The sequence below is a fragment of the Aestuariivivens sp. NBU2969 genome (assembly GCF_019931125.1).
Classification (GTDB): domain Bacteria; phylum Bacteroidota; class Bacteroidia; order Flavobacteriales; family Flavobacteriaceae; genus Aestuariivivens; species Aestuariivivens marinum.
In genome coordinates, this window is the sequence record NZ_JAIOUU010000008.1 from 24,448 (window position 1) to 46,666 (window position 22,219).

Here is a 22,219-nt window from a genome sequence, read left to right on the forward strand (position 1 = left end):
TGATAAATTACAAAGAAAAAAGCGTTTGAATTAGATATTGTTCAAACGCTTTCAGGTATAATGGGGCTTTTATATATTAAAACTTAAAGAAAGTGTAAGGTTAGAATTTGTTCTGTCTATTGAAACAGCATCAGTTAAACCAACATTGTACAACGGTGTTTCAAACGCTCTATTGGCTTGATCCCAGGTAAAGTCTAGTTTAGTGTTTCCAAAGCTGTAGCCTAATCCTAAAGAATAACCAGTTAAATCACCAACCGTTTTACCATTGGCATACGGACTTTCCTCAAATCGATATCCGCCTCTAAAGCTGAATTGTTTGTGTTTGTATTCACCGCCTAACCTGTACGTAGCAGCATTAGTGAACGTATCATTAACATCGGCGTTTAAATCGGAGTAATCCGATTCTGGTTTAAATTTGGTGTTGCTGTAATCTTTTCTGGAATAATCAAAACTAATCAAGCCTTGTTGTCCAAAAATGTAAGCTAGGCTACCTGTTACCTTAGCAGGTGTTTGTAGTTTGTATTCAGGGTAAACGTTAACAATATCTGAAACATATACAATATCAGGATCAGCTAAATTTGAGTCAATGAGTTGGGTGGTTTCTTCTTCAATAGTATACCAAATAGGGGAGTCGTAGGTTAGGCCAACCCTAAACTCCTGACTTAATTTTAAAATACCACCTATCTGGAATGAGAATCCGCTACCTCTAGTTAAAAGTGTGTTATCGAATCTAATAAAGTCTAAAGAAGAATTGTTATTGGTTTCTTCTAAAGAGGTTGACTTTTGGTAATCTATAAAGTGGGAATTCAAATTTAATCCTAAATACAAATTGTCCTCATATTGTGCGGCAAAGTTAAAAGCGACTTTACCATTATATCCAGTAGATGTGTAGATGTAGTCGTGTGCGAAATCACCATCTACTAGGTTTGAATAATATGTTGTATTATTATCGTCATCAGCATCAGGTTCCAAAATATAAGATTGATAACCCAAAAAAGCTTGTTGGTGTGCAAAGCCAAATACATTTCCAATATCGTTATAAGCGTCTTCTATAAATTCTCCATTTAATAAAGAAATGTCCCCAAGCCTTACACCATCTGCATAGTTAAGAAAATAAAGGTCAATAGATTGATTATTGGTATTGGTGCCTCTAGCATACCAGCTATTATCAAGATTGTTGGTTCTATCGTAGGCGATACCAATAGAGAATTTACGCCAGGGAGAATTGTCTCTACTCGCAAATACAAAGGAAGCGCCCCCTTGGTGAATGTCAAAGTTAGATTCACTAGTAGATCCTAATCCATTAAAATACCGGGTGTCATTGGTAACAGTGGCGTTAGACAAACTAAGGGATGCATGACTTTGACTAAAAACAGCCGAACCGGCAGGGTTAATGCTTACGGCACTCATATCGCCTCCAAGGGCGCCAAAAGCACCACTTAAAGCTCTAAAGCGTGCAGTTCCCTGTATGTTGTCCTGTGAATAACGTAAGGCATCACTCAAATCTTGAGCATGCATTGTGGTTAAGAAAAGAACGGTTATAAGTAGTAAATTTAACTTTTTCATAGTATTAAGTTGTTTTTAAACAAGGATGTAGGCATCCACGTACCAATGTTACTGATATTCTAATGAATTAAAAAATTTAATTTTAATTTAACGCCTTCTTCCACTACTACTGCTTCCAGAACTTCTACTGCTGCCACTGCTGCTAGATCGTGAGTACGAACCAGAAGATCTAGAGCTACTACTGCCACTGCTATAGCTACGGTTATTTGAGGATGACCCTGAGCTTCTTCTATTGTAAGACGAATTACTGTTTCTTGAATTATTATATGAAGGTGATGAACGATACACACTGCTAGAGTTCCTTCTTACTGTTGAAGATGATGAACGTTGCGTTGAATTTGCCGATGGCGATACTGACGTGCTTCGTCTTACCGTACTTGATGACGGTCTTTGTCCACTAGGATTATAAGTTCTATTGGAAGTGCCATAAGATCTGCGAGATGAAGCATTAGAATTTGCACTAGATGCTATTCTGCGATTAGTTAATGATGCGACGCTGCTTCGTCTTGTATATTTAGAATTTGTTACACTAGAGGCACTAGAGGTTCTTCTATTAGTGGCATAGCTTCCTCGTCTACTCGCACTATAAGAAACCCTTGGGCTATAATAACTGTTGTATCCATAATAGCGTGATCTGTAAGGATAGCTGTAATACCCGCCATATCTATATGGTCTATAATAGGCCCAGCTGTTGTAATACCCATAGTAAGGTGGGCACCAAAACGGATCGTAATATCCCCAACTGTTCCAGCCCCAATTATTCCATCCCCAACCAAAGCCTACATTCCATCCCCAGTTGTTCCAGCGGTTCCATCTCCAACTATTCCATCCCCAACCTAAGCCTGAATTCCATCCCCAGTTATTCCAACCATTATCTATATAATTAATAGTAATACTGTTACTGTCTTCTCCCCATCCGGCATAACCTTGGTAGTCGTTAGTTAAGGTGTCATTTACAACATAATTGTCACTTGAGTAAGAGTCTATATCAGTGAATATGGCGTCCTCTGCAGATATTTGTTGGGCTTCTAGAGATTTATTTCTGAAATAGTTTTTGTAGTAATTGCTATTTGATTGATTAGGTATTTCAACAACAGCTTGTTCATAGGTTACGTGCGGCTCTGTTGTACCATAAATTCCATCATTATCAACACCTACATATTGATATGAACCACACGACGTTAATCCAATTGCTAGACCTAAAACGGCTAAAATTGGCATTTTTCTTTTTAGGTAGTTGTTAAATTGCATATCTACAGAATTTTATTGTTGAACATAACAAAAATAGTTAGTTTTGCCAAACTATTTTCATTTAATATAGTCACAATATTTGTGCCAAAACACTAGTATGAGCAAAAAACTTACAAGTAGAGCTGAGGATTACTCAAAATGGTATAACGAATTGGTTGTTAAGGCAGACTTAGCGGAGAATTCGGCAGTTAGAGGATGTATGGTCATTAAGCCTTACGGCTATGCCATATGGGAAAAAATGCAAGCAGAACTCGATAGAATGTTTAAAGAAACGGGACACCAGAATGCGTATTTTCCGTTATTTGTGCCTAAAAGTTTGTTTGAAGCTGAAGAAAAAAATGCCGAAGGTTTCGCAAAAGAATGTGCGGTTGTTACGCATTATCGACTACAGAACGATCCAGAAAATCCAGGAAAACTGCGTGTAGATCCTGAAGCAAAGTTAGAAGAGGAGCTTGTGGTAAGGCCAACCAGTGAAGCTATTATATGGAATACGTATAGAAATTGGATCCAGTCTTATAGGGATTTACCAATTTTGGTAAATCAATGGGCCAATGTGGTGCGGTGGGAGATGCGGACACGTTTGTTTTTGCGTACTGCCGAATTTTTATGGCAGGAAGGCCATACAGCACATGCTACTAAAGATGAAGCTATGAAAGAGGCTAAATTGATGAATAGTGTTTATGCTACATTTGTTGAGAACTTTATGTCCATTCCAGTGATTCAGGGTGTGAAAACAGAAAATGAACGTTTTGCGGGAGCCGAAGAAACCTTTTGTATTGAAGCTTTAATGCAGGATGGTAAAGCATTACAAGCTGGAACATCTCATTTTTTAGGGCAAAACTTTGCCAAGGCATTCGATGTTAAGTTTGCAACGAAAGAAGGCAAGCAGGATTACGTTTGGGCAACCTCTTGGGGTGTCTCTACACGCTTAATGGGAGCCTTGATTATGACACACAGTGATGATAATGGTCTTGTGTTGCCACCAAGTTTAGCCCCTAACCAAGTGGTGATTGTTCCCATTTATAAAGGCGAAGAGCAACTTAATGCCATTACGGAGGTAGTAAATAGTATTATAAAAGATTTGCGAGGTAGTGGCGTTTCTGTGAAGTATGATGATAGAGATACATTACGACCAGGTGCTAAATTTGCCCAACATGAATTGCAAGGCGTGCCATTACGAATAGCCATAGGCCCTAAAGATTTAGAAAATGGCACAGTGGAATTAGCTAGACGAGATACATTAACTAAAGAGATTATTGCTTTAGGAGATTTAAAAGAAAAAGTTGAAGTCTTGTTGACAGAGATACAGGAATCTCTATTCAATAAGGCATTATTATACAGGGATGAACATATTACTAAGGTTGATACGTTTGAGGATTTTATAACTGTTTTAGAAACAAAAACAGGTTTTGTCTCTGCGCATTGGGATGGTACCAATGAAACTGAAGACAAGATTAAAGAGCTAACAAAAGCCACCATACGGTGTATTCCGTTAGAAATGAGTGCTGAAGAAGGGGTTTGTGTGTACAGTGGAAAACCTTCTAAAGGCAGGGTTTTATTTGCAAAAGCATATTGATAATATTTTTTTTCAAAAAAAAATATTTTGTGCTTGCAGCATTTAAAAATAGTTGTATTTTTGCATCCGCAATGGAAACATTGCTAAGTTAATTGAAAAGTTTTGCAGGTTTAAATTTTAAATTTATATTTGCGCTCTCAAAAAACAATGGCCCGTTCGTCTATCGGCTAGGACGCCAGGTTTTCATCCTGGTAAGAGGGGTTCGATTCCCCTACGGGCTACAATATTTTAACAAGTAAAAAAATAAAATGGCAAATCATAAGTCAGCTTTAAAAAGAATTAGAAGTAACGAAGCTAAGCGGTTAACCAATAGGTATCAGCACAAAACGACTCGTAATGCGATTAAGAAATTGCGTGAGTTGACAGACAAAAAAGAAGCAGAAGCTTTATTCCCTTCTGTAGCGTCTATGTTGGACAAATTGGCTAAGAAAAACGTTATTCATGCTAATAAAGCAGCAAACCTTAAATCTGGTTTAGCAAAGCACGTTGCTGCACTTTAATAGAAGCCAAAAGAAATTTAAAGCCTTTCAGAAATGAAAGGCTTTTTTTGTGGAATTGTTGATCATATTATTTCCGGTTTTTGAAACCTGGAAGAACTAATTGTAATAAAAAAGCCTTGAAAAATCATTCAAGGCTTTTTTGTATGTTACTAATGAATAATTTTTAACCATTCATTGAAATTAAAAACTCTTCATTATTTCTCGTTTGTTTAAAACGTTCGTTAATAAACTCCATAGCTTCAACAGGGTTCATGTCGGCAAGGTACTTACGCATCACCCACATACGCTGAATAGTGGTATCGTCTAACAACAAGTCGTCGCGACGTGTACTGGAAGAGGTCAAATCGATAGCAGGGAAAATTCTACGGTTAGATATTTTTCTATCCAACTGCAATTCCATATTACCAGTTCCCTTAAATTCTTCAAAAATAACTTCGTCCATTTTCGACCCAGTTTCGGTAAGAGCTGTGGCTATAATAGAAAGTGATCCGCCATTTTCAATATTTCTAGCCGCACCAAAGAAACGTTTTGGTTTATGCAATGCATTGGCATCAACACCACCACTTAATATCTTTCCCGATGCTGGTTGAACCGTATTGTAGGCTCTAGCTAAACGCGTAATGGAATCCAGTAAGATAACCACATCGTGTCCGCATTCAACCAAGCGCTTTGCCTTTTCTAGAACAATATCGGCAATTTTAACGTGCTCATGGGCTTCTTTATCGAAGGTAGACGATATCACTTCGCCTCTTACGTTGCGTTGCATATCTGTCACTTCCTCTGGCCGCTCGTCAATCAATAAAATCATTAAATAAACTTCAGGATGGTTAGCGGCAATGGCATTCGCCACATCCTTAAGCAGCATGGTTTTACCCGTTTTTGGCTGGGAAACAATCATGCCACGTTGCCCTTTTCCAATAGGGGAGAACAAATCCATAATTCTAGTAGAAATAGTACTTTGCTTTTCAGCAATATTAAATTTCTCTTTCGGGAAAAGGGGTGTTAAATGTTCAAAAGCCACACGGTCGCGTACCACTTCTGGTTTTTGACCGTTAATTTTTGTTACCTTGATTAACGGGAAATATTTTTCACCTTCTTTTGGCGGTCGTACTTGTCCAAGAACAGTATCTCCTTTTTTCAAACCAAACAATCTAATTTGTGATTGCGATACATAGATATCATCTGGTGAGGATAAGTAATTGTAATCAGACGAGCGCAAGAAGCCATAGCCATCTTGCATGATATCTAAAACACCTTCACTTTCAATGATGGCATCAAATTCGTAATCTGGCTCACGGTAACGATTTCTGTTGTCCTTGTTGCCATTATTTTGGTTACTGTTTTGATTGCCCTTATGACCTTTATTTTGATTTTTATGCTGTTGAACTTGTTCTTTATTTTGATTTTTATTCTGTTGACCTTGTTCTTTTTTTTGATGCTGATTCTGTTTGTCTTTGGATGCCTTAGCATTATCGTCGTTACCTTTCTTGTCTTCAGTTTGTCCATCTGTTTTGGTCTCTTTAGCTTCTATTTGCTTTTGTTGAGGTTTAGGAGCAACTTCTTTTTGAATGCGTTTCCTGGGCTTCCTAGCAGCGGTTTTTTCTTTAGGTTCTTGAGAGGTATTGGTAATCCCTTTTGCTGTTTCGGGATTAGCTGCTTGTACATCTAGGATTTGATATACTAAATCTAATTTTTTGAGAGAACGGTACTTAGGAACGTTTAATTTTTTTGCAATCTCTTGTAAATCAGAGAGCTTCTTCTCCTTTAATTGTGAAATTTCAAACATTGATGTTTAATTGAATATTTTTTACTTTTAATTTTGGGTTATTCTGAAAAAAATGAATTTTTATTCTGAAGAATTAACAACCTGCAATTGTGATTGTTGTGGATTGTCACTGCAATTATACAACTTTATTTTAATTTTTACTGCCAAATTATGAAAGAAACTAGTATTTTTGCATCCAATATTAAAAAATCGCATGTTACAACGCATACAAACCATATATTTATTAGTTACCACTATAGTGTCTGTAGGACTAATATTTATATTTCCTTTATTTCAAATTAGAGGTAAAGGTGAGCAGTGGGTTTATGCTGCGGATGACATAATGGTCTTAAGTTTATTTTTAGGATCTGCGTTATTGTCGGTGATTTCTATTTTTAGATACAAAAACAGGAAGTCTCAATTTATATTGGGTCGTCTTAACATCATATTAAACTTTTTTTTACTAGGATTTTTCGTGTATCTATCTCTAAACGTATCTGGAGAAGCTCAGGTTTCAGAGAAAGGTATTGGGATGTTTCTTCCTATCATTTCTATCGTATTTTTGGTTTTAGCCAATAAGGCCATTAAAAAGGATGAAGATCTTGTAAAATCTGTAGATCGATTGCGATAAACCTATCATCTTAGTAGTATTAGTGCGTGAAACCCAAAGCGAGAGCTTTGGGTTTTTTTGTTATCGTTTTTTAAATTCAATTACTTCCAAATTATCAATTTTACTTCCGTCTATGGTAAAGCGCAACATGGTACGCATTTTATGAAACCCGTGTTTTCCAACAGCTCCGGGATTCATGTGTAAAAGATTTAGTTTTTTATCGGGCATTACTTTAAGAATGTGCGAGTGTCCACAAATAAATAGCTTTGGAGGATTGGTTCTAATTACATCACGAACACGACTATTGTACGCTCCAGGATAACCTCCAATATGGGTGATCCAAACATCAATACCCTCACACACAAACCGATGATGTTCAGGAAATTCCAGTCTAATTTTTGTATCGTCAATATTACCATAAACACCTTTTATAGGTTTTAAGGCCTTAATGGTATCGGTTACTTTTAAGTCTCCAATATCACCTGCATGCCAAACTTCATCGGCTTGATTCACATATTTCAGAATATCATCATCTATATAGCCGTGTGTATCTGAAAGCAAAAGTATTTTGGTCATATATCCTGAATTTATATCAGTATCTTTTAATATATAATTAAGATTCGTAGTTGTGCAACAATAGTAAAACTAGCTATCTTTGCTATTTCAACAAAAGTATAAAAAGCGTTTGAGGTATTTTATTGAATTGTCTTATAATGGCAGTGCATACCATGGTTGGCAAAATCAGCCCAATGCCATTTCGGTGCAGGAGGTAATTGAAAAGTCATTATTGACCTTATTGGGTGAACCTATTGCTATTGTTGGTGCAGGTAGGACGGATACAGGAGTACATGCTAAGCAGCTATTTGCTCATTTTGATACGGAGGTTTCATTTGATGATGACAATCTAGTTTACAAACTCAATGCCTTTTTACCCAACGATATTGCCGTACATAATCTTTTTAAGGTAAAACCAGAGGCACATGCCCGTTTTGATGCGCTAAGCAGAACATATTTGTATCGCATTGCATTAAAGAAAAATGTGTTTACATATAACACAGCCTATTTTGTTAAGCAAACGTTAGCAATTGAAAAAATGAAGCAAGCGTCTAAAGTGTTATTCGAGTATAATGATTTTCAATGCTTTTCGAAGAGTAATACCGATGTAAAAACGTATCATTGTAATATCATGCAGTGTGATTGGCAATTGATAGATGATGAGCTGCAGTTGACCATTAAGGCCGATAGGTTTTTAAGAAACATGGTAAGAGCAATTGTAGGTACCATGATTAATATAGGATTGGGAAAATTGAGTGTTGATGATTTACATGATATAATTAAATCCAAAAACAGGAGTGAAGCTGGGTTTTCTGTACCTGCCCACGCCTTATATCTAATTAAAGTGGCCTATCCGAATGATATAAAATTATAAATGAAGGAGAAAAAAGAACATATTTTCGATGTTAAGCTTTTTAAGCGCTTATTTCAATACATTAGGCCTTATAAGGTCGTGTTTTTAGGTTTGGTAGTGTTGGTGGTGCTTTTAGCTATAGTTAGTGCTGCCACCCCAAAGATTACTGAATATGCCATTGATAATAGTATTGCAACAAAAGTTGAAAAGGATTTTATGTTCTATGTCATACTGATGTTGGGCGTGTTGTTTCTACAAACCGTTTTTCAGTTATTGTTTATCTATTACGCCTCTTGGTTGGGACAAAATTTGGTTATGGATGTAAGGGTAAAGCTCTTTGACCATTTACTTAAGTTTAAAATGAAGTATTATGATAACTCCTCTGTTGGGGTACTCATAACACGTGCCGTAACGGATATGGAGCGTATTGCGGATATTTTTGGACAAGGGTTGTTCATGATTATTCGTGATTTACTCACTATGGCAGTAGTGTTTAGTTTTATGCTTTACTCTAATATTAGATTGAGTTTAATAGTTTTTATTATGCTCCCTGTGTTGATTTACGCTACACGTCTTTTTCAAAAATATATGAAGAAGGCTTTTGAAGAGGTGCGTACCGAAGTGTCCAACTTAAATTCATTTGTACAGGAACGTTTAACCGGAATGAAAATCCTTCAATTATTTACAAGGGAAGCCATTGAATACAAAAAATTTAAAGCCATTAACGAACGTCATAAAAAGGGTTGGTTAAAAACGGTCTGGTATAACTCTATTTTTTTTCCTATAGCAGATTTGGCATCATCGGTAACCATAGGATTAGTAGCTTGGTATGGTGGTTTAAACGTTGTATTGGAAGGTAATGTAACCCAGGGTGTTCTTGTGGCTTTTATTATGTACATTCCTATGCTATTTAGGCCTTTGCGCCAAATTGCCGATAAGTTCAACACGCTACAAATGGGTATGGTAGCAGCCAACCGAGTATTTAAGGTATTGGATACTACCTCACAGATTGATGATAATGGTACTTATGTTGCAGAGCACTTTAGGGGCCATATTAGCTTTAATAATGTGCGATTTAGTTATGTTGAAAATGAAGAAGTACTTAAAGGGGTTTCATTTCAAGTTAATGCAGGTGAAACCATAGCGATAGTGGGTGCAACCGGAGCGGGAAAATCGACCATTATTAATTTATTGAATCGCTTTTATGAAATTAATGCCGGTTATATTACCATCGATAATATTAACATCAAGGAAGTGACTCTAGCATCATTGCGCACCCAAATTGCTGTGGTATTACAAGATGTATTTTTATTTGCCGATACCATTTTAAATAACATTACGCTAAATCATCCAGAAATTACAGAAGCTGAGGTTATTGAAGCAGCAAAAGCCATAGGGGTGCATGAATTTATAAGTAGCTTACCAGGCGGTTATCACTATAATGTTAAGGAACGTGGTGCCATGTTGTCATCTGGACAACGACAATTAATATCCTTTCTTAGGGCTTATGTTACCAACCCTAGTATTTTGATACTGGATGAGGCTACCTCTTCTGTCGATTCGTATTCTGAACAGCTTATCCAAAATGCTACCGATAAAATAACCAAGGGCAGGACCTCTATCATTATAGCACACCGTTTGGCTACCGTTAAAAAAGCCGATAAGATTTTGGTTATGGAATCGGGTAAACTTGTAGAACAAGGTACCCATAAGGAACTGCTTAAAAAGAAAGATGGCTATTATAAAAATCTTTACGAAGTACAGTTTTTACAGAAGGAAGAGGTAGTTTAATCGAAAAGAATTCCTCTGTGTTCCTTATCAATTAAACCAAATCATTTTTAATGAGTTTGTTTAGCTCATTGGTATCTTCAAACACCACAAACTCCCCATCCTTAAAATAGGAAATGTGTCCTGTTTCCTCACTAACTACCAGTGCAACGGCATCTGTCTTTTCGGTAATTCCAATGGCCGCCCTATGGCGTAAACCAAAGCGTTGCGGTATGTTTTTTTCATTGTTAACCGGAAGTATAACCCTTGTGGCCTTAACAATATTGTTGCTTACTATAATGGCGCCATCGTGAAGCGGACTGTTTTTAAAGAAAATACTTTCTATGATAGGTTGGGTGACTTTAATATTCATTTCATCGCCTGATGACGATAAAAAATCAAGATTATTATTGCGCTCAAAAACTATTAATGCGCCGGTTTTGGACATAGCCATTTTATTGCATGCAGAAACAATGGCGTCAACATTGGTGGTGTTGGTAACTTCTGTTTTTAAGAATTTAAACTGCTTAAAAAGTTTTCCCCGCTTGCCAAAGTTGGTGGAGCCAACCATAAGTAAAAACTTCCTGATTTCTGGTTGAAAAACAACGATTAACGCAATAATCCCCACCTTCATAAAACCGCCAAAAATACCGGTTAGCAGTTCCATGTTTAGGAAGTCTGTTAAGCGCCATGCTCCATAAATGATAATAATACCAATAAAAATATTGATTGCCACAGTACCTTTTACCAATTTGTAGAGGTAGTATAGTAATAGGGCAACAAGAATAACGTCTATAACGTCTACAACCGTAAATTTTAAAAGGTCTTTAAAAATGTCCAAAAGATTATGGTTTTGGTAAATTTAATAAAAAAGGGTTAATTAGAAATTAATTCTTTATTTGAAACTTTAACACCTTCTTGTTTTATTGATTCAATAAACTTCTTAATTGTAATATAAACTTGGAATGACATTTTTTTGTTAAAAGAAATATTTATAGAGTCTTTATAAATGTAAAAGTCTAAGCCTTTATACTCATTAAGTAATTGATTCAAGTTTATAGTACGTTTTACAGCAATATAATCACTAATTTCATTAATAGATATTGATTTTAAAGAATCAAAGAAAATAGAAGTGTTTATATTTAATGAATCTTTTTCATTTTTAATTTTTGAGTTTAGAGAGTCAATATAAATTACATCCGTAAACTCTACAAATCCTAAATTATTATTGCTGGTATCATGGCAGGAAAAATAGTTTTTGGCATTGGGATTTTTATGTCCTGCATTTCGTTTTTTCTCTTGTAAAAATTGAATGTGTGGGATTACTTGTTTCAACGTGAGGCGTTTGTCTACATTAACCAACCAATTGGTGGTGCTAATCAAGTTTTTTCTATTTAATGAAACACTATCAGGTTGTGTCTCGTCGTAAAACAAATAAGTTGCCGATACATCACTGATTTCGGTAATTTCTGCATGATCGATTTCAGGCAGTTGTATTACTTTTTTATTTCCGCAAGAAAACATAAATAAGGTAATAGCCAATAGGAAAGTATAATTCATCTGTTAATATTTATTTGTTTTTAATTGTCAGATGGAATGCCCTAATTATCATTATCAGTTGGTTTGCAACTTTTGTTAATGGGTATTTCATGATTTTTTAACAACTTAACGACTTAACCAATTTAATACACTCCACAGCTTCCTTCACATCGTGTACCCGCAAAATGGATGCACCTTTTTGTAAAGCGATGGTATTCAATACCGATGTACCGTTTAAAGCTTCTTGTGCAGAGTTCCCTAGTGTTTTATAAATCATGGATTTTCTAGAAATACCTACCAATAAAGGTTTTTCAATCATATTAAACAATTCCAAATTATTTAATAATTCAAAATTTTGTTCCAATGTTTTGGCAAAGCCAAATCCTGGGTCAATAATTAAATCAATAATGCCAAGTTCTCTAGCTACAGCAATACGTTCAGAGAAGTAAAATAGAATATCCTTAATCAAATGGTCGTATTGGGTTTGTTGCTGCATGGTTTGGGGTGTGCCACGCATATGCATCATAATGTAGGGGACTCGCAATTCGGCAACAGTAGATAACATGTTTTTATCTAGTTTTCCAGCAGAAATATCATTGATGATTGCGGCGCCAGTTTCTATACATTGCTTGGCCACTTCACTTCTAAACGTGTCTATGGAAAGAAGTGCATGGGGAAATCTATCTAAAATTAATCTAACTATAGGCTGTATACGTTTTAATTCTTCAGCTTCAGTAACAAAGTCAGCTCCAGGACGTGAACTGTAGGCTCCAATATCAATAAATGTGGCATCTTCATCAATCATCTTTTCAACCTGGTTTAAAATGGCTTTGTCATTTTTATAGGATCCACCATCATAAAACGAATCTGGGGTTATGTTTAAAATGCCCATAGCCTTTGGCGTTGATAAATCGATGAGTTGTCCCTTACAGTTAATTGTCATAAAATTTAATATTGGCATTAAACTACCTTCCGGTAGGTACACGATTTTTTTAAAAAATGTAAAATTCCCTTCAAAAATAATGATTAGGGAATTCGTAGTGGCAATAAATAAAATATAAATGAAAGTTTAAACCTTAAACTTTGAACTTTTTAATTATTTATGCGAAATTTACCCCAAATAGAATTTTATATATGCAAGATACTTCAAAGCAATACGATGCTGTTATAGAAACCTGTAAAAATTTGTTTGTTAAGAAAATGAGTGATTATGGCAGTGCATGGCGAATACTTAGATTACCGTCATTAACTGATCAAATATTTATTAAAGCACAGCGAATTCGTGGTTTACAGCAAAATGATGTTAGAAAAGTTGATGAAGATGAAGTAAGTGAATTTATTGGTATTGTTAATTATTGTGTTATGGCATTGATTCAGTTGCAAAAAGGTGTTGTGGAGCAGCCAGATTTAACTACACAAGAAGCAACAGTACTTTATGAAGAGCAAATTGCCATTACCAAAAAATTGATGGAGGATAAAAACCACGATTATGGAGAGGCTTGGCGCGATATGCGGGTAAGCAGTTTAACCGATTTAATTTTACAGAAATTATTGCGCGTTAAACAGATTGAAAACAATAAAGGCAAAACCTTGGTTAGTGAGGGTATTGACGCTAATTATCAGGATATGATTAATTATGCGGTTTTTGCTCTAATTCATTTGAAAGAAGAATAATTGATTTTGGTCGCTGAGGTTCTTGAAGCGACATTTTTTAAATATACAGGTGACTTCGAGAGCCTCAGTTACCGTTTGATCTAAATTATGAAAATATTAGTAACCATTTCCCGAATATTTGTAGGTGTATTATTCATTATATCAGGTTTAATAAAATTGAACGATCCACTTGGATTTTCTTATAAACTACAGGAATACTTTAGTGCAGAGGTATTAAACATCCCCTTTTTGGAACCTTATGCTTTGGGAATTTCCATTTTTGTAGTCGTTTTTGAAGTGGTTTTAGGGGTTTTCCTTTTAATTGGATATAAACCAAAATTTACTATTTGGAGTTTATTGGGTATGATAGTGTTCTTTACTTTTTTAACCTTTTATTCGGCATACTTCGATAAAGTAAAGGACTGTGGTTGTTTTGGTGATGCCCTAAAATTAACGCCATGGGAAAGTTTTACAAAAGATGTGGTATTGTTGTTTTTTATTTTGATTTTATTCTTCGGAAAAAAATATGTTAACCCTATATTTTCAAAATTCCCTTTAACGATTGTTGCTTTATTGGGCTTTGTTTTGAGTTTATGGTTTGGTTACCATGTGTTAATGCATTTACCTTCGGTAGATTTTAGGGCATATGCCATTGGGAAGAATATAAAGGAGGGTATGGAAATACCAGAAGATGCACCTAAGCCAATTTTGGAATATAGTTGGAAATTTAATGTGAACGGAAAAGAAGAAATCATTGTTACCGATGGATCATACCCTTCAGTTGAAGGAGAATTTGTTGGTGTGGAAACCAAAATGATTCAGGAAGGCTATGCACCACCGGTAGTCGATTTTTCCATAGAGAGTGATGAAGAAGATTTAACAGAATATTTTTTAACCGAACATAATCTTATAGTAGTGGTATCCTATAGCTTGGAAAAAATTGAAAGAGGAGGGGCTTTAAAGCTAAAGACCTTACAGGAAAGGGCAAGAGATAATGGTTATGAAATCATTGGGTTAACAGCTTCTGGAGAAGATGCCAAACAACGTGTTAAAGAGGACTATGGTATTGACTTTGACTGGTATTTATGTGATGAAAAAGCCTTAAAAACAGTAGTTCGATCCAATCCTGGAGTTTTGGAATTAAATAGCGGAACCGTGATGCAAAAAGTCCATTGGAATGATATAGAAAGCTTGAAATTTTAGTGTTCAGTTGGCAGTGGCAGTTAGCAGGATTTTGTGAAATTAAGTAAGTAAACAGTAAAATGAAGTTTGAAGATTTGTTGGCCTATAAGAAAGGGTTCGATTTGGCAATGGATATTTTTGATGAGTCTAAAAGGTTTCCAAAAGAAGAAAAATATGCTTTGACCGACCAAGTAAGGAGGTCTTCAAGAAGTGTCTGTGCAAATATTTCTGAAGCATATAGGAAAAGATTGTATCCAAAGCATTTTATCAGTAAACTAACAGATAGTGATGCAGAAAATGCTGAAACCCAAACCTGGCTCAAATTTGCTTTGGCTTGTGATTATTTGCCAAAAGAGAATTATGAAGAACTTTTTCAAAAAAGTGAAGAAGTAGGGAAATTGATAAACTATATGATATGCAACCCAGATAAATTTGGTTGTAAAATATAAATAAAACTCTTACTGAACACTGAACACTGAACACTGAACACTGAACACTGAACACTGAACACTGAACACTGAACACTGAACACTGATACACTATTTCCTAAATAAAACCACTTACGCCTTACTCACATTATGGGGAGTCGTTACCGTTATTTTCTTTTTGTTTAATGTGCTTCCGGGAGACCCAGCCCAAATGATGCTCGGACAAAACGAAGATAGTGAACAACTGATATTGGTAAAACAAAAATATGGATTCGACAAACCATTGGGGACTCAGTATTTATATTATTTAAATGACCTGTCGCCACTTTCATTCCACTCTCAAAAACCCGAAGATTATACGTTTTTAAGCCAAGGCAAATACAATGCTCTGGAGTTGTTATCTTTTAGAAATACAACCATTGCCCTTAAAACTCCTTATTTACGCGAATCTTTTGCTAAACAGGGTAAAAAAGTAACCCAGGTATTGGCCGAAACTTTACCCAATACATTTGTTTTAGCAGTTTCGGCTATCATCATAGCTATTATTGTTGGGATATTGCTTGGCATTGTTTCAGCCTTATACAAGAATAGGTGGTTAGATAGGGTTATACAGGTGTTTAGTACTCTGGGTATGAGCGTACCATCTTTTTTTAGTGCCATTTTGTTTGCTTGGTTATTTGGTTATGTTTTGCATGAGTATACCAATTTAGAAATGACAGGTAGTTTGTATGAGCTTGATGATTTTGGTGAGGCCATGCATATTAAATGGAAAAACTTAATATTGCCGGCCATCGTTTTAGGTATTCGTCCTTTAGCAGTGGTTATTCAATTAATGCGGAATTCTTTGTTAGAAGTTTTTAACCAAGATTATATTCGTACGGCCCGAGCCAAAGGATTAAGTGAATTTCAAATCATTAAGCGCCATGCGGTAAAGAATGCTTTAAACCCTGTCGTTACAGCTATTTCAGGATGGTTTGCCTCCATGTTGGCCGGTGCTGTTTTTGTAGAATATATTTTTGGCTGGAATGGTTTGGGAAAGGAAATTGTAAATGCCCTTAACACCTTAGATTTGCCCGTAATTATGGGTTCAGTTTTAGTAATTGCAACTTTATTTGTAATGATTAATATTTTAGTCGACATAATATACGTTTGGTTGGATCCAAAAGTTAAATTACAGTAATGCATTAGTTAAAAATATGAAGAAAATGAACTACCTACTCATCTTATTAATTAGTCTTTTTAGTTGTAATGTCAATGAAAGCCCTAAACAATTTAGTGAAGCGGCTTTAAGTGATACGTTTACCACATTACAGGGCGAAACAATTGATTTAAAATCTATTTTAGAAACCCATAAGGGTAAAACCATTTTAATTGATATTTGGGCGTCTTGGTGCAGTGATTGTTTGGTAGGTCTGCCTAAGGTTAAGACCTTGCAATCGCAATATCAGGATGTGGTCTACATTTTTTTATCCTTGGATAGGGGCGAAGATGCTTGGAAAAAGGGAATAGCTAGATATCAAGTCGATGGGGAGCATTATTATATGGCCTCAGGAAAAAAGTGTCCGTTTGCAGATTTTGTAAAAATCGATTGGATTCCAAGATATATGGTAATAAATAAAGCAGGAAATATAGAATTGTTTAAAGCAGTAAAAGCAGATGACCATAAGTTGGTAAAGGCCTTAAAAAAATAGTATTTTTGTGGAATTATAAATTAATATAAACAAAATTAACTTTTTCAAAAGGAGTTTAAGTTCAGACTTATGAGAAAACAAATTGTTGCCGGAAACTGGAAAATGAATAACGATTTGGCACAAACCCAAGCGTTATTAACCGACTTGCAAAAGCAAACCCAAACCTCGAATGCTGAAGTTATGATTGCACCTGCTTTTACTAACCTCTACCAAGCTTTCGAAACTTTAAAGCATAGCAATATAGAAGTTATAGCACAAAACATGCATTTCGCAGAAAGTGGAGCATATACGGGTGAGGTTAGTGCCAATATGTTAAAAAGCGTTGGTATTAATACTGTTATTTTGGGACATAGCGAACGTCGGGAATATTTTAACGAAACCGATGAATCTTTGGCGAAAAAAGTAGATGCAGCATTAGAAAAAGAGATGCAAATTATTTTTTGTTTTGGAGAGCAGTTAGCAGATAGAAAATCTGGTAACCACGAAAATATAGTAGAAGGCCAAATAAGAAAAGCATTGTTTCATTTAGAGGCTTCTTCATTTCAAAATATTATACTAGCCTACGAACCTGTTTGGGCCATAGGCACCGGGGAAACGGCAACCCCAGAACAAGCCCAGGATATGCATGCCTTTATAAGACAGACCTTGGAAGATAAATACGGAAGCGATGTGGCCAATTTGGTTTCCATTTTATATGGTGGTAGCTGTAAACCTAGCAATGCCAAGGAAATATTTTCTAACCCCGATGTTGATGGTGGATTAATAGGAGGGGCTTCTCTTAATGCTGAAGATTTCTATGCAATTGTAAATGCGTTTTAAATTAGAAGGTTTTTAAAGCATACCGATCTTACGAAAACATAGATGTCCAATACAACTTACATAGGCTATCAATTTAAAGTAAGCCCTTTGCAACCAGCAGTAGACATTATTATCGCGGAATTGGGATATGCCGGTTTTGAAAGTTTTGTTGAAACTAATGAAGGTGTTACGGCTTACATTCAAAAGGAGGAGTGGCATGAGGCGATTTTAGACGATATCCAAATTTTAAAATCCGATGAATTTAAAATTAGCTACACCTTTGAAGAAATTGAGCAGACCAATTGGAATGCGGAGTGGGAGAAAAACTTCAATCCCATTATAGTAGACAACGTATGTTCGGTCCGTGCACCATTCCATGAGAAGCCAGATACGCAATATGATATTATTATAGAACCTAAAATGAGTTTTGGCACTGGGCACCACGAAACTACCCACATGATGATCCAACATATATTGAATAATGATTTTAAGGATAAATCGGTATTGGATATGGGTTGTGGTACCGGAGTTTTGGCTATTTTGGCCGAATTAAAGGGCGCCAAGCCTATTGATGCCGTCGATTACGATAATTGGTGTTATTTGAATAGTTTAGAAAATGTAGCGCGCAATGATTGTGAGCATATCACGGTGATTGAAGGCGATGCTTCTGTTTTAAGCAATAAAAGCTACGATATTATTATTGCCAATATCAATAGAAATATTCTGCTTCAGGACATGGCAACGTATGTGTCTTGTTTAAATCCAAACGGGATCTTGCTTTTAAGTGGATTTTACAGTGATGATATTCCTGTAATACAAAAAGAATGTGAAACCCATTTGTTAAAATTTGAAGAAAAACTGGAACGGAATAATTGGGTTTCCCTAAAATTTTTAAATTAGTGCAAGTAAATTGCAAAAGTTAATACTATGGGTTCAAAAGAAAAAGTATCAGAGGAGCTATTACTTGACGAAGAAGTGGTTGCACAAAATGAAATTGTGTTGTACAATGACGATGTTAATACTTTCGACCATGTTATTGATACATTAATATATGCCTGCGAACATACTGCAGAACAGGCCGAACAATGTTCTATTATAGTACATTATAAGGGTAAATGTACAGTTAAAACTGGACCTTACGACGATTTAAAACCGCGTTGCACCATGCTCTTGGATGCTGGTTTAAGTGCGGAGATTGTATAATAAAAAAAGTGCTTTAAAGCACTTTTTTTATTTAGTCATTCTTCCCGCGGCACAGCTTACAAAAGATTTAGCCTTTGTTGTTAGTGCATTTTTTTCTCCAACTACGGGATATCCTAATTTAGCCAAAAGTTCTTTTGCTTGGGTGAGGTTGGTTTCATCTTGATATAAAAAGGTAACCGTAAAATCATCGATGTTAACCAATACCTCTGTAATGTGTTCTAAACCACTTAGTCGCGTTTCTATAGTGCTAGCACAGCCACCACATTTTAAGTTTTGAACTTCTAGGGTTGCTTTCATTTTTTATGCTTCCCAGTGTTTATGTTAAACGGTTTGTATAACGGACAAAAACTAACCAAACTGGTCAATACAAAAATAATAGCTAAAGCCATTAAAATATATGCCAATGTACCTTCAATTACATTAAAGAAGTAAAGCAGAAAAATACCTATTGCCACTAAAACCCTTATGGTTTTATCGGTGGCTCCCATGTTTTTTGTCATAATATTGAATTTAAAAATTTCTCTTATTTAAAATGTGATTTTATCATAAAAAACCTTACAATGTTGACGGACAAACATAATTGGTTTTTGGTAAATCGGTGCTTTTTAGTGCAGCATAACCACCTGCTATATCAATAACATCGAAGCCTCTTGCTTTTAGTATGGATGACGCTATAACAGAACGGTAACCACCAGCGCAATGCACATAGTAAGTTTTATTTTTGGCAATAGTATTCATATTGTCATTAATATAATCTAAAGCAAAATGTTGCACATGGTCTCCTTCTAAATGTTCTGATTTGTATTCACCATCTTTTCTAACGTCCAGTGTGGCTATTACCTCTCTTTTCATTCTATTTTCATACTCATTGGCAGAAATAGATTCGATGCTTTCAATATCCTTACCAGCATTTTCCCAAGCTTTTATACCACCTTCAAGATAGCCTAAAGTATTATCGTATCCTACGCGTGATAAACGGGTAACGGTTTCTTTTTCCTTGCCTTCAGGTGTTACCAATAAAATGGGTTGTTTTAAATCGGTTATCAATGCACCTACCCACGGCGCAAACCCGCCATGTAATCCTATAAAAATGGAGTTGGGGATATGTGCTTTTACAAAATCTTTTTCGTGCCTAACATCTAGGACCAATGCATCTTCTTGATTGGCCATGCTTTCAAAATCTTCGGGTGATAAAGGATTGTCTCCTTTTTTTAATACCGTTTCAAATTCATCATATCCAGATTTGTTCATCATGGCATTTTTGGCAAAGTATTGGGGTGGGGGAGCAATACCGTCCAAAACTTCTTCTATAAATTCCTCTCGGGTCATATTGGCCCGCAGGGCATAGTTTGTCTTCTTTTGTTCACCTAAAACCCCAATGGTTTCTTTACTTAAATTTTTGCCACATGCCGAACCGGCACCATGAGCTGGATATACAATAGTATCGTCGGGTAAGGGCATTATTTTATTACGCAAGGAATCGTATAACATACCTGCTAAATCTTCCTTGGTTAAATTGGATTTAATGGCTAAATCAGGACGACCAACATCACCTAAAAACAGGGTGTCTCCAGAAAATATAGCGTGTTCCTTTCCGTTTTCATCCAATAATAAAAACGTCGAAGATTCCAGGGTGTGACCAGGGGTATGCAATACTTTAATACTTACCTTGCCCAATTTGAAAATTTCATTATCCTTAGCTTCATGAATATCATAATTGGTTTTTGCTCCAGGGCCGTAAATAATTGTAGCACCTGTTTTTTTTGCTAAATCTATATGACCAGAAACAAAATCGGCATGGAAGTGGGTTTCAAAAATATATTTTATTTTAGCATTTTCCTTATTGGCCCTATCTACATACTGTTGTGTTTCACGAAGAGGATCAATTATTGCAACTTCTCCATCAGATTCTATATAGTAGGCACCTTGAGCAAGACATCCCGTATATATTTGTTCTATTTTCATAACTAAGCTATTTTGTGTGGTAAAAAATGTTTTAATTTTTGTTGTCCAAAAATAATTGACCTTATTAAAATGATTTGTGACTTATGTCACAAACAATAAATCTATTAAAATTAGCTTATCTCATTATAAATAATATAGATAGCCATAAGCAGCGTAAAGACTCCAAAGCCCTTTTTTAGTTTTCCTCCACTAATAAATTTGGATAGGAAAACACCCAAAACTATACCAATAATCGATATAAATGTAAAAGTAAGAAGAAAAACCCATTCTATTTCTATGGTTAGCACATCACCTATAAAACCTATTAGAGAGTTTATGGCAACAATAACCAAAGAGGTTCCTACAGCTTTTTTCATAGGGATGTTGGCCCAGAGAACTAAAGCGGGGACATACAAAAAACCACCTCCTGCACCAATAATACCTGTAATAGTGCCTATCACAATTCCTTGAATAAATGTTTTATAGTAAGGTTGCTTGTGGTGTGTTGAGACATTGTTTTTCGAGTTTTTGATCATTGAAATTGAAGCCAGTAACATAATAATGGAGAAAAATACCATAATGGCAATGTCTTTCGTTATCATGTAATCGTCTAGGCTAAAAAGTGTTTCAGGGATATCATGAACCAAATATCTTCGTGAAAGATAAACAGCTAAAAACGAAGGAAATGAAAATGCTAATCCCGTTTTAAAATCCACTAATCCTTTTTTGTATTTCTGATAGGTTCCAACCAATGAAGAAGTTCCAACCACAAATAAGGAATAGGCTGTTGCTATAACGGGATTATAACCTAATAGATAAACCAATAGGGGTACGGTTAGTATAGATCCGCCACCACCTATTAAGCCTAATATTAACCCCACGATAAGGGCACCTACATATCCTAAAAGTTGGATGTTATCCATTTAATGTGGTAGTTTGTCTTTTAATAAACCATAAATAAAGGTACCCAAAATAGCAGCAGCTATAACAATTAGCATACTATAAACACCTGTTCCCACTAATATGTACATGGGGCCTGGGCAAGCTCCCATAAGGGCCCATCCTAAACCAAAAATACTACCCCCTACAATGTTTTTAATAAACCCATTTTCTTTTTTGGGAACATAAATTTCTGCGCCTTCAATATTCTTAATATAGCCTCTTTTAGAAATTTGCAAGAACACTATTCCGGAAACTATGGCTGTTCCTATAATACCATACATGTGAAAGGATTGAAACCTAAACATTTCATAGATACGATACCAGGAAACAACTTCCGATTTTACTAAAACAATTCCGAAGAACATACCAACCAATAAAAATTTTAAATATTTCATG

The 22,219-nt window shown here is 35.5% G+C and carries 25 protein-coding genes and 1 tRNA gene; 14 read left to right on the plus strand and 12 right to left on the minus strand.

The window, feature by feature from the left end; genetic code table 11:
• Positions 1-69: 69 nt before the first annotated feature.
• Both K7G79_RS07660 and K7G79_RS07665 read right to left on the minus strand, forming a co-directional pair.
• The gene (locus tag K7G79_RS07660; protein WP_223550732.1) at positions 70-1,566 is read right to left on the minus strand and encodes an OmpP1/FadL family transporter; all 1,497 of its coding nucleotides are present in this window, start codon (positions 1,564-1,566) and stop codon (positions 70-72) included.
• Between the two features lie 87 nt (positions 1,567-1,653).
• Positions 1,654-2,817 carry a hypothetical protein gene (locus K7G79_RS07665; RefSeq protein WP_223550734.1) on the minus strand — a complete coding sequence of 388 codons (1,164 nt, stop codon included), beginning with the start codon at positions 2,815-2,817 and terminating at the stop codon, positions 1,654-1,656.
• 97 nt (positions 2,818-2,914) lie between these two features.
• Here K7G79_RS07665 and proS point away from each other — a divergent pair, with 97 nt between their 5' ends.
• The 3 genes from proS (at position 2,915) to rpsT (ending at position 4,893) form a co-directional block, all read left to right on the plus strand.
• A complete protein-coding gene (gene proS, locus K7G79_RS07670; protein ID WP_223550735.1) occupies positions 2,915-4,393 on the plus strand; it encodes a proline--tRNA ligase in 1,479 nt (492 codons plus the stop codon).
• A 149-nt stretch (positions 4,394-4,542) separates the two neighbouring features.
• Positions 4,543-4,614: transfer RNA gene (locus K7G79_RS07675), tRNA-Glu, on the plus strand.
• Positions 4,615-4,641: 27 nt separating this feature from the next.
• Positions 4,642-4,893, plus strand: coding sequence for a 30S ribosomal protein S20 (rpsT, locus tag K7G79_RS07680; RefSeq protein ID WP_223550737.1), 252 nt, complete (start codon positions 4,642-4,644; stop codon positions 4,891-4,893).
• A 163-nt stretch (positions 4,894-5,056) separates the two neighbouring features.
• Here rpsT and rho read toward each other — a convergent pair whose 3' ends face one another.
• Entirely contained in the window at positions 5,057-6,679 is a 1,623-nt protein-coding gene (gene rho / locus K7G79_RS07685) for a transcription termination factor Rho (RefSeq protein ID WP_223550738.1), read from the minus strand.
• A gap of 193 nt (positions 6,680-6,872) precedes the next feature.
• Between rho and K7G79_RS07690 the strand changes: the two genes are divergently transcribed.
• On the plus strand, positions 6,873-7,289 hold the full coding sequence (locus K7G79_RS07690) for a DUF4293 domain-containing protein (RefSeq protein ID WP_223550871.1): 417 nt from the start codon (positions 6,873-6,875) through the stop codon (positions 7,287-7,289).
• Between the two features lie 60 nt (positions 7,290-7,349).
• On the opposite strand, the gene K7G79_RS07695 is transcribed toward K7G79_RS07690, so the two are convergent.
• A complete protein-coding gene (locus K7G79_RS07695; protein WP_223550740.1) occupies positions 7,350-7,844 on the minus strand; it encodes a metallophosphoesterase in 495 nt (164 codons plus the stop codon).
• Between the two features lie 109 nt (positions 7,845-7,953).
• On the opposite strand from K7G79_RS07695, the gene truA reads away from it, so the two are divergent.
• On the plus strand, positions 7,954-8,697 hold the full coding sequence (truA, locus tag K7G79_RS07700) for a tRNA pseudouridine(38-40) synthase TruA (RefSeq protein WP_223550873.1): 744 nt from the start codon (positions 7,954-7,956) through the stop codon (positions 8,695-8,697).
• The gene (locus K7G79_RS07705; protein ID WP_223550742.1) at positions 8,698-10,467 is read left to right on the plus strand and encodes an ABC transporter ATP-binding protein; all 1,770 of its coding nucleotides are present in this window, start codon (positions 8,698-8,700) and stop codon (positions 10,465-10,467) included.
• Between the two features lie 31 nt (positions 10,468-10,498).
• Here K7G79_RS07705 and K7G79_RS07710 read toward each other — a convergent pair whose 3' ends face one another.
• From K7G79_RS07710 to folP, 3 genes are all read right to left on the minus strand, one after another.
• Entirely contained in the window at positions 10,499-11,284 is a 786-nt protein-coding gene (locus K7G79_RS07710) for a diadenylate cyclase (protein ID WP_223550744.1), read from the minus strand.
• A gap of 35 nt (positions 11,285-11,319) precedes the next feature.
• Positions 11,320-12,003: a hypothetical protein gene (locus tag K7G79_RS07715; protein WP_223550746.1), complete on the minus strand. Its 684-nt coding sequence runs from the start codon at positions 12,001-12,003 to the stop codon at positions 11,320-11,322.
• 97 nt (positions 12,004-12,100) lie between these two features.
• Positions 12,101-12,925, minus strand: coding sequence for a dihydropteroate synthase (gene folP / locus K7G79_RS07720; RefSeq protein WP_223550748.1), 825 nt, complete (start codon positions 12,923-12,925; stop codon positions 12,101-12,103).
• A 191-nt stretch (positions 12,926-13,116) separates the two neighbouring features.
• Between folP and K7G79_RS07725 the strand changes: the two genes are divergently transcribed.
• The 8 genes from K7G79_RS07725 (at position 13,117) to K7G79_RS07760 (ending at position 18,937) form a co-directional block, all read left to right on the plus strand.
• Positions 13,117-13,656, plus strand: a complete 540-nt coding sequence (locus tag K7G79_RS07725) for a DUF1599 domain-containing protein (RefSeq protein WP_223550750.1) — start codon at positions 13,117-13,119, stop codon at positions 13,654-13,656.
• 87 nt (positions 13,657-13,743) lie between these two features.
• On the plus strand, positions 13,744-14,838 hold the full coding sequence (locus tag K7G79_RS07730; RefSeq protein ID WP_223550752.1) for a BT_3928 family protein: 1,095 nt from the start codon (positions 13,744-13,746) through the stop codon (positions 14,836-14,838).
• A gap of 59 nt (positions 14,839-14,897) precedes the next feature.
• A complete protein-coding gene (locus tag K7G79_RS07735; protein WP_223550754.1) occupies positions 14,898-15,266 on the plus strand; it encodes a four helix bundle protein in 369 nt (122 codons plus the stop codon).
• 82 nt (positions 15,267-15,348) lie between these two features.
• Positions 15,349-16,425, plus strand: coding sequence for an ABC transporter permease (locus tag K7G79_RS07740; protein WP_223550874.1), 1,077 nt, complete (start codon positions 15,349-15,351; stop codon positions 16,423-16,425).
• Between the two features lie 25 nt (positions 16,426-16,450).
• Positions 16,451-16,936, plus strand: a complete 486-nt coding sequence (locus tag K7G79_RS07745; RefSeq protein ID WP_223550756.1) for a TlpA disulfide reductase family protein — start codon at positions 16,451-16,453, stop codon at positions 16,934-16,936.
• Positions 16,937-17,005: 69 nt separating this feature from the next.
• Positions 17,006-17,755: a triose-phosphate isomerase gene (gene tpiA, locus K7G79_RS07750; protein WP_223550758.1), complete on the plus strand. Its 750-nt coding sequence runs from the start codon at positions 17,006-17,008 to the stop codon at positions 17,753-17,755.
• Between the two features lie 42 nt (positions 17,756-17,797).
• Positions 17,798-18,634 (plus strand): 50S ribosomal protein L11 methyltransferase, encoded by an 837-nt coding sequence (prmA, locus tag K7G79_RS07755; RefSeq protein ID WP_223550760.1) that lies wholly within the window; start codon positions 17,798-17,800, stop codon positions 18,632-18,634.
• Between the two features lie 27 nt (positions 18,635-18,661).
• The gene (locus K7G79_RS07760) at positions 18,662-18,937 is read left to right on the plus strand and encodes an ATP-dependent Clp protease adaptor ClpS (RefSeq protein WP_223550762.1); all 276 of its coding nucleotides are present in this window, start codon (positions 18,662-18,664) and stop codon (positions 18,935-18,937) included.
• A 27-nt stretch (positions 18,938-18,964) separates the two neighbouring features.
• Here the strand turns inward: K7G79_RS07760 and K7G79_RS07765 are convergent, their stop codons facing one another.
• From K7G79_RS07765 to K7G79_RS07785, 5 genes are all read right to left on the minus strand, one after another.
• Positions 18,965-19,234, minus strand: coding sequence for a heavy-metal-associated domain-containing protein (locus tag K7G79_RS07765; protein ID WP_223550764.1), 270 nt, complete (start codon positions 19,232-19,234; stop codon positions 18,965-18,967).
• Entirely contained in the window at positions 19,231-19,437 is a 207-nt protein-coding gene (locus K7G79_RS07770) for a DUF2892 domain-containing protein (RefSeq protein ID WP_223550766.1), read from the minus strand. The genes K7G79_RS07765 and K7G79_RS07770 overlap by 4 nt, the downstream gene beginning before the upstream one ends.
• 55 nt (positions 19,438-19,492) lie before the next feature.
• Positions 19,493-20,902, minus strand: a complete 1,410-nt coding sequence (locus K7G79_RS07775; RefSeq protein WP_223550769.1) for a rhodanese-like domain-containing protein — start codon at positions 20,900-20,902, stop codon at positions 19,493-19,495.
• 110 nt (positions 20,903-21,012) lie between these two features.
• Complete coding sequence (locus K7G79_RS07780) at positions 21,013-21,804, minus strand: sulfite exporter TauE/SafE family protein (RefSeq protein WP_223550771.1); 792 nt, start codon at positions 21,802-21,804, stop codon at positions 21,013-21,015.
• Positions 21,805-22,218: a DUF6691 family protein gene (locus K7G79_RS07785; protein ID WP_223550773.1), complete on the minus strand. Its 414-nt coding sequence runs from the start codon at positions 22,216-22,218 to the stop codon at positions 21,805-21,807.
• Position 22,219: the final 1 nt, after the last annotated feature.

Coding starts and splice junctions, on each gene's coding strand:
- folP (WP_223550748.1), bottom strand. CDS start 12,925: ATGACAATTAACTGTAAGGGACAACTCATCGATTTATCAACGCCAAAG.
- K7G79_RS07770 (WP_223550766.1), bottom strand. CDS start 19,437: ATGACAAAAAACATGGGAGCCACCGATAAAACCATAAGGGTTTTAGTG.
- K7G79_RS07725 (WP_223550750.1), top strand. CDS start 13,117: ATGCAAGATACTTCAAAGCAATACGATGCTGTTATAGAAACCTGTAAA.
- K7G79_RS07665 (WP_223550734.1), bottom strand. CDS start 2,817: ATGCAATTTAACAACTACCTAAAAAGAAAAATGCCAATTTTAGCCGTT.
- K7G79_RS07705 (WP_223550742.1), top strand. CDS start 8,698: ATGAAGGAGAAAAAAGAACATATTTTCGATGTTAAGCTTTTTAAGCGC.
- rpsT (WP_223550737.1), top strand. CDS start 4,642: ATGGCAAATCATAAGTCAGCTTTAAAAAGAATTAGAAGTAACGAAGCT.
- K7G79_RS07690 (WP_223550871.1), top strand. CDS start 6,873: ATGTTACAACGCATACAAACCATATATTTATTAGTTACCACTATAGTG.
- K7G79_RS07660 (WP_223550732.1), bottom strand. CDS start 1,566: ATGAAAAAGTTAAATTTACTACTTATAACCGTTCTTTTCTTAACCACA.
- tpiA (WP_223550758.1), top strand. CDS start 17,006: ATGAGAAAACAAATTGTTGCCGGAAACTGGAAAATGAATAACGATTTG.
- K7G79_RS07760 (WP_223550762.1), top strand. CDS start 18,662: ATGGGTTCAAAAGAAAAAGTATCAGAGGAGCTATTACTTGACGAAGAA.
- K7G79_RS07785 (WP_223550773.1), bottom strand. CDS start 22,218: ATGAAATATTTAAAATTTTTATTGGTTGGTATGTTCTTCGGAATTGTT.
- K7G79_RS07730 (WP_223550752.1), top strand. CDS start 13,744: ATGAAAATATTAGTAACCATTTCCCGAATATTTGTAGGTGTATTATTC.
- K7G79_RS07780 (WP_223550771.1), bottom strand. CDS start 21,804: ATGGATAACATCCAACTTTTAGGATATGTAGGTGCCCTTATCGTGGGG.
- K7G79_RS07695 (WP_223550740.1), bottom strand. CDS start 7,844: ATGACCAAAATACTTTTGCTTTCAGATACACACGGCTATATAGATGAT.
- K7G79_RS07715 (WP_223550746.1), bottom strand. CDS start 12,003: ATGAATTATACTTTCCTATTGGCTATTACCTTATTTATGTTTTCTTGC.
- rho (WP_223550738.1), bottom strand. CDS start 6,679: ATGTTTGAAATTTCACAATTAAAGGAGAAGAAGCTCTCTGATTTACAA.
- proS (WP_223550735.1), top strand. CDS start 2,915: ATGAGCAAAAAACTTACAAGTAGAGCTGAGGATTACTCAAAATGGTAT.
- K7G79_RS07765 (WP_223550764.1), bottom strand. CDS start 19,234: ATGAAAGCAACCCTAGAAGTTCAAAACTTAAAATGTGGTGGCTGTGCT.
- K7G79_RS07735 (WP_223550754.1), top strand. CDS start 14,898: ATGAAGTTTGAAGATTTGTTGGCCTATAAGAAAGGGTTCGATTTGGCA.
- K7G79_RS07775 (WP_223550769.1), bottom strand. CDS start 20,902: ATGAAAATAGAACAAATATATACGGGATGTCTTGCTCAAGGTGCCTAC.
- prmA (WP_223550760.1), top strand. CDS start 17,798: ATGTCCAATACAACTTACATAGGCTATCAATTTAAAGTAAGCCCTTTG.
- K7G79_RS07745 (WP_223550756.1), top strand. CDS start 16,451: ATGAACTACCTACTCATCTTATTAATTAGTCTTTTTAGTTGTAATGTC.